At 69.6% G+C, this 5,547-nt stretch carries 6 protein-coding genes; 4 read left to right on the forward strand and 2 right to left on the reverse strand.

What is annotated here, in order from left to right:
- Positions 1–58: 58 nt before the first annotated feature.
- Positions 59–952 carry an NAD(P)-dependent oxidoreductase gene (locus ACWGIG_RS36370; RefSeq protein WP_453325993.1) on the reverse strand — a complete coding sequence of 298 codons (894 nt, stop codon included), beginning with the start codon at positions 950–952 and terminating at the stop codon, positions 59–61.
- Positions 953–1,154: 202 nt separating this feature from the next.
- On the opposite strand from ACWGIG_RS36370, the gene ACWGIG_RS36375 reads away from it, so the two are divergent.
- Complete coding sequence (locus ACWGIG_RS36375) at positions 1,155–1,484, forward strand: DUF1232 domain-containing protein (protein WP_453325994.1); 330 nt, start codon at positions 1,155–1,157, stop codon at positions 1,482–1,484.
- A gap of 150 nt (positions 1,485–1,634) precedes the next feature.
- On the opposite strand, the gene ACWGIG_RS36380 is transcribed toward ACWGIG_RS36375, so the two are convergent.
- Complete coding sequence (locus tag ACWGIG_RS36380) at positions 1,635–2,186, reverse strand: hypothetical protein (protein WP_453325995.1); 552 nt, start codon at positions 2,184–2,186, stop codon at positions 1,635–1,637.
- A 253-nt stretch (positions 2,187–2,439) separates the two neighbouring features.
- Here ACWGIG_RS36380 and ACWGIG_RS36385 point away from each other — a divergent pair, with 253 nt between their 5' ends.
- The 3 genes from ACWGIG_RS36385 to ACWGIG_RS36395 all read left to right on the forward strand — a co-directional run bounded on the left by ACWGIG_RS36385 (position 2,440) and on the right by ACWGIG_RS36395 (position 5,458).
- A complete protein-coding gene (locus ACWGIG_RS36385) occupies positions 2,440–3,387 on the forward strand; it encodes a TIGR03619 family F420-dependent LLM class oxidoreductase (RefSeq protein ID WP_453325996.1) in 948 nt (315 codons plus the stop codon).
- A 42-nt stretch (positions 3,388–3,429) separates the two neighbouring features.
- The gene (locus ACWGIG_RS36390) at positions 3,430–4,215 is read left to right on the forward strand and encodes an SDR family NAD(P)-dependent oxidoreductase (RefSeq protein ID WP_453325997.1); all 786 of its coding nucleotides are present in this window, start codon (positions 3,430–3,432) and stop codon (positions 4,213–4,215) included.
- 118 nt (positions 4,216–4,333) lie between these two features.
- Positions 4,334–5,458, forward strand: coding sequence for an LLM class flavin-dependent oxidoreductase (locus ACWGIG_RS36395; protein ID WP_453325998.1), 1,125 nt, complete (start codon positions 4,334–4,336; stop codon positions 5,456–5,458).
- The last annotated feature ends 89 nt before the right edge of the window (positions 5,459–5,547 follow it).

The raw sequence follows: 5,547 nt of genomic DNA on the forward strand, positions 1-5,547 counted from the left end.
GTGAGTCCGGTGCGAAGGGGGCGGAGCGTGCGCTGTCCGGGCAGGCGCCGGGCCCGGCTCATCCGTGGGACGGGACTCGCAGGTGCTGGACCGCCGTGCGGGCCGTGTATGCCGTTTCGCCCGCCGCGATCCGGGCTTCGAGCTCGGTGACCGTACGGTCGAAGTGGTCCGGGCGTACGCCTGTCTCGCGTGCCGCGTCGCCCATGTTGCGGGCGGCGGCCACGACCAGGTCGAGGGTCTGCTCGTAGGCGGGCGGGCCGTCCGCGTCGATGTCCGCGGCCATCACCGGCAGCATCCCGAGCATGCTCGTCAGCCAGGCGACCAGGTGCTCCGTGAAGCCGGCCGCGGTGGTGCCCTTGTGGGAGGTGGCGACAGCGGTGGCGTGGAAGAAGCCCGCGAACATCATGTCCATCCCGCTCAGCAGGGCGAGGTCGTAGAGGGAGGCCGTGCCCACGTCCGTGCCCAGGTACTTCGGGGTGCCCAGAGCCTCCAGGACGGGGCGGTGCTGGGCGAAGGGGTCCTCGGCGCCGCTGTAGAAGAGGAAGGCTTCAGGGGTGGCGATCTGGTGGGGGACGGCCATGATGCCGCCGTCCAGGTAGGCCGCGCCGAGGGCGTGGGCCCAGGCTTCGGTCGCGACGGCCTGTGCGGGCGTGCCGTTGGTGAGGCTGACGAGCGTACGGCCGTGCAGGGCGCCGGCGGCCGGTTCGAGGAGGGCGTGCTGGGTGTCGTAGTCGAGGACGCAGGAGATCACGAGAGGACTTGCCTCGATCGCCTCGCGGACCGATGACGCCTGCAGTGCGCCCCGTGCGACCAGGGGGGCCGCCTTGGCCGGGGTGCGGTTCCAGACGGTGACCCGGTGTCCGGCGGCGAGGAGCGCTTCGGCGAGCGCCGAGCCCATCAGGCCCAGGCCGAGGACGGTGACGGAGAGGGGGGAGACAGGGGAGGCAGGCATGGGAGTTCCCTTTCGGAAGAGGTGGGGTGTGCCCGAGGAGGGCTGCCCCCAGCCTCGTACCGGAATCGCCGCTCCTCAAGTACGCACAAAAAGGTGGGCGGTTACCGCGAGGTGGGTGAACCTGGCCCGCCCACCGCGCGGACCGCCCCACTCCGGGTACACGGGAGGAGACGCCCGACGGGCGGTGGTACGAGGAGTACGCATGAGTGACGGGACAGTCGTGCTGCTGGTCCTGGCCGGAATCGTGGTCGTGGCGATGGTCGTGGTCGCCGTGATGCTGCTGGTCAAGATGGTGAAGGCGCGGAAGCTGCTCAACGAGGCCGGGATCCCGGCGGGGAACAAGGTTCTGTTCTGGGGCGCGGTCGTCTATCTGGTGAGCCCGCTCGACCTGCTGCCGGATCCGGTGCTGCTCGACGACATCGGGGTGATGCTGATTGCCCTGCGGTCGCTGTACGCGGCGGCCGAGAAGGCGGGGGTCGCACGGCGCGGAGAGCCGGTGGCGCTGGAGAAGTCGCGCCCGGTGAACCGGTGACCGGACCCGGTGACCGGACCCGGTGACCCGGTGACCCGGTGACCGGACCCCGTGACCCGGTGAGCCGCTGCCCGTGGAACCCCCGCCTGCTCAGGACGGGCCCGCGGGGCCCCGGTTCCCTCAGGACGGGCCCGCGGAGCCCCGGCCCCCTCAGGCCGCGATGCGCTCGCCCGACGGGTCGGCGACCACGATCTGGACGTGCGAAGGGGCGTACTTGCGTGCCTTGGCGAGCATCTTGGTCAGATCGAACTTCTCCCGCTGCACCGCGACGTGGAGCGGGGCGGGAATGGCCGGGTTCTGCGGCGGGAGGGCGGCGCCCGTCGGCAGCGCCGCGCCGGGACGCAGCCGTACGCCGAGCAGCGCGTGCGGGCCGTTCGGCGGTGTCGCCACCACGAACTGGGTGACCTCCGACCACGGCAGCAGCACCCCGCCGACCTGCGCACCGGCCGCGTTGAACTGGAACGCCGTCCGTCGGCCCTCGAACCAGGACACGATGAAGGGGATCGCGAACACGATCACCACCCCGCCCTTCATGTCGAGCGCCCAGCCCAGCAGCGCGGCCAGCGCCACGACGCCGACGATCGACCCCCACAGACCGGCCTGGTCCTTGGCGGAGAAGGGATGGGTGACCCGGTAACGCTCCCACCTCGCGGTACGGCGGGTGGGCTGCCCACCGGGCAGGGGACTCGGGCGCTGTGTCATGGCGGGGATCTCCTCGACTTGGTTTCGGGGACGTACATCGGGCGCTGCGGGCGTGCCCGATGTGTTCATGGGCGTGGACGTGTTTGCGAACTCTCCGGTTGCACACGGCAGTTGGATGGATGTGGAGTGCCGGTTGAAACCTCTCGGGGCGTGGAAAGACGCGGCGCGGAACCCCTTGTCTGACTGGTCGTCAGCTATGACGATGGCCGGGTCGATGAATACATGACGGTCCGTCAGATCTGGGGGTCTTCTCATGGTGCGGGTCCTGCCCGAAGGGCGGCTGTCGTACGGGATGCAGCTGCCTGTGCAGTCGCAGAGCGTGATCTATGCGGAAGGGTGGGAGGCGGACGCCGGGCCCGAGGAGCTCGTGGAGGTGGCGCGGGTCGCGGACCGCAGCGGGTTCGCGTACCTCGCGACCTGCGATCACGTGGCCATACCGCGTCGGCTGGCCGATGCGATGAGCACGGTCTGGTACGACCCGGTGGCGACGCTCGCCCACCTGGCCGCCGTGACCGAGCGCGTGCAACTGCTCAGCCATGTCGCCGTGGTGGGGCTCCGGCACCCCCTGGCGAGCGCCAAGCAGTACGCGACGCTGGACCACCTGAGCGGGGGCCGGCTGATCCTCGGGGTCGGGGCCGGGCACGTACAGGAGGAGTTCGACGCCCTGGGGGCCGACTTCGCGGGGCGGGGGGCCGTGCTCGACGAGTCGATCGACGCGCTGCGGGCCGCGCTCGGGCCTGAGGAGTTCCCGGAGTTCGCGGGGAAGCGGTTCTCGTTCAGCGGGCTCGGTCAGAAGCCGCGGCCCGCACGGGAGCGGGTGCCCGTATGGGTGGGCGGCTCGTCGCCCGCCGCCGTACGGAGAGCCGCCGTACGGGGGGACGGGTGGCTGCCGCAGGGTGACCCGCGCGACCGACTCCCCGCGCAGATCGCGAAGTTGATGCGCTTGCGGGAAGAGGCCGGGAATCCCGGTCCGATCGAGATCGGGGCGATTGCCGAGCCGTTGTACGTGGGCGATGCGGGGTGGGACGTCGGGCGGCGCACCCTGAGCGGAAAGCCGGACGTGATCGCCGAGTCGTTGCGGGCGTACGGGGAGATGGGCGTGCACCAGATCCAGGTGCGGTTCCGCAGCCGGAGCGTCACCGAACTCACCGAGCAAATGGCGGCGTTCGCCGCCGATGTGGCACCCCTGCTCGATCGGTAGGGGATCAATCAGCGGGGCTCGAACACTAGGGATGTGGCTGGCATGGGCAAGCTCGACGGGCGCGTCGTCATCATTACCGGGGCGGCGCGCGGGCAGGGCGAGCAGGAGGCACGGCTGTTCGCGGCGGAGGGCGCGAGGGTGGTGCTGGGGGACGTGCTCGACGACCAGGGGGAGGCGTTGGCGAAGGAGCTGGGGGAGGAGGTGGCGCGGTACGTCCATCTCGATGTGAGCCAGGAGGACGAGTGGGTGAGTGCCGTCGGCCTCGCGAAGGACGCGTTCGGGAAGATCGACGGGCTGGTCAACAACGCGGGGATCCTGCGGTTCAACGAGCTGGTGAACACGCCGCTGGAGGAGTTCCAGCAGGTCATTCAGGTCAACCAGGTGGGGGCGTTCCTCGGGATCCGCAGCGTCGCCCCCGAGATCGAGGCCGCCGGCGGCGGGACGATCGTCAACACCGCTTCGTACACCGCGCTGACGGGGATGGCGTACGTGGGTGCGTACGCGGCCACCAAGCACGCGATCCTCGGGCTCACCCGGGTCGCTGCGATGGAGCTGGCGGGCAAGGGGATACGGGTGAACGCCGTGTGTCCGGGGGCGGTTGACACGGCGATGACCAATCCGGCGGCGCTCGATCCGACGGCCGATCCGGAGGCGTCCGCGGCGGGGGTGGCCGAGCTGTACAAGAAGCTCGTGCCGCTCGGGCGGATCGGCAGGCCGCAGGAGGTGGCGGCGCTGGCGCTGTTCCTGACCTCGGAGGACTCGTCGTACATCACGGGGCAGCCGTTCGTGGTGGACGGGGGGTGGCTGGCGGGGGTGTCCATCGTCTGACCCGACCCGAAGTTCATCTGAGGGGTCGTCAGTATTGACGGTCCCGCGGCGCGGTGGAACAGTCGGTCACATCAGAATCTGACGGGGCGTCAGTAATCGTTAAGGACGGTGGACTTCCGTGGAGTTCGGTCTCTTCGTGCAGGGTTACGTGCCTGCCGCGCGCCAGAAGGTCGACCCCGAGGCAGAGCACCACGCTCTGATCGAGGAGACCGAGTACGTCATCCAGGCGGACAAGTCCGGTTTCAAGTACGCCTGGGCGAGCGAGCACCACTTCCTGGACGAGTACTCGCACCTGTCGGCCAACGACGTCTTCCTGGGATACCTGGCGCATGCGACGGAGCGGATCCACCTGGGGTCGGGGATATTCAACCCGCTGGCGCCGGTCAACCACCCGGTGAAGGTCGCCGAGAAGGTGGCCATGCTGGACCATCTGAGCGGCGGACGCTTCGAGTTCGGGAGCGGGCGGGGCGCCGGGTCGCACGAGATTCTCGGTTTCATGCCGGGGATCACCGACATGAACCACACCAAGGAGATCTGGGAGGAGACGATCTCCGAGTTCCCCAAGATGTGGCTCCAGGAGGAGTACCAGGGCTTCCAGGGGAAGCACTGGTCGCTGCCGCCGCGGAAGATCCTGCCCAAGCCGTACGGCAAGGCGCACCCGGCCATGTGGTACGCGGCCGGGTCGCCGTCCTCGTACGCGATGGCGGGGAAGAAGGGGCTGGGAGTACTGGGGTTCAGCGTCCAGAAGGTGTCGGACATGGAGTGGGTCGTCGAGTCGTACAAGACGGCCGTGAAGGACGCGGAGCCGATCGGGGCGTTCGTCAACGACAACGTCATGGTGACGTCGACGGCCATCTGTGCGGAGACGCACGAGAAGGCCGTGCAGGTGGCGGTGGGGGGCGGCTTGAACTACCTGCAGTCGCTGCTCTTCCGGTACCACGACACCTTCCCGCGGCCGGAGGGGATTCCGCAGTGGCCGGAGCTGCTGCCGGAGTACAGCGAGGAGATCATCGAGCTGCTCATCGCCGAGGAGCTGATGATCTGCGGGGACCCGGACGAGGTGCTGACGCAGTGCAAGAGGTGGGAGCAGGCGGGGGCGGACCAGCTGTCCTTCGGACTGCCGATCGGGGTGTCGTCCGAGGACACGATGAACACGATCCGGCTGATCGGTGAGCATGTGATTCCGAAGATTGATACGGATCCGGTGCATCGGACTTCGCGAATGCGACAGCAGGCGGGCTAGGGGGTTCGGGCGGGGCCCCAGGGCCCCGCCCCTGCCCCGCCACCCCATGGGCACATGGGCCGCCCCATGGGGCGGGACGGGTGGGCATG

It is taken from the genome of Streptomyces sp. NPDC054863, from assembly GCF_053610825.1.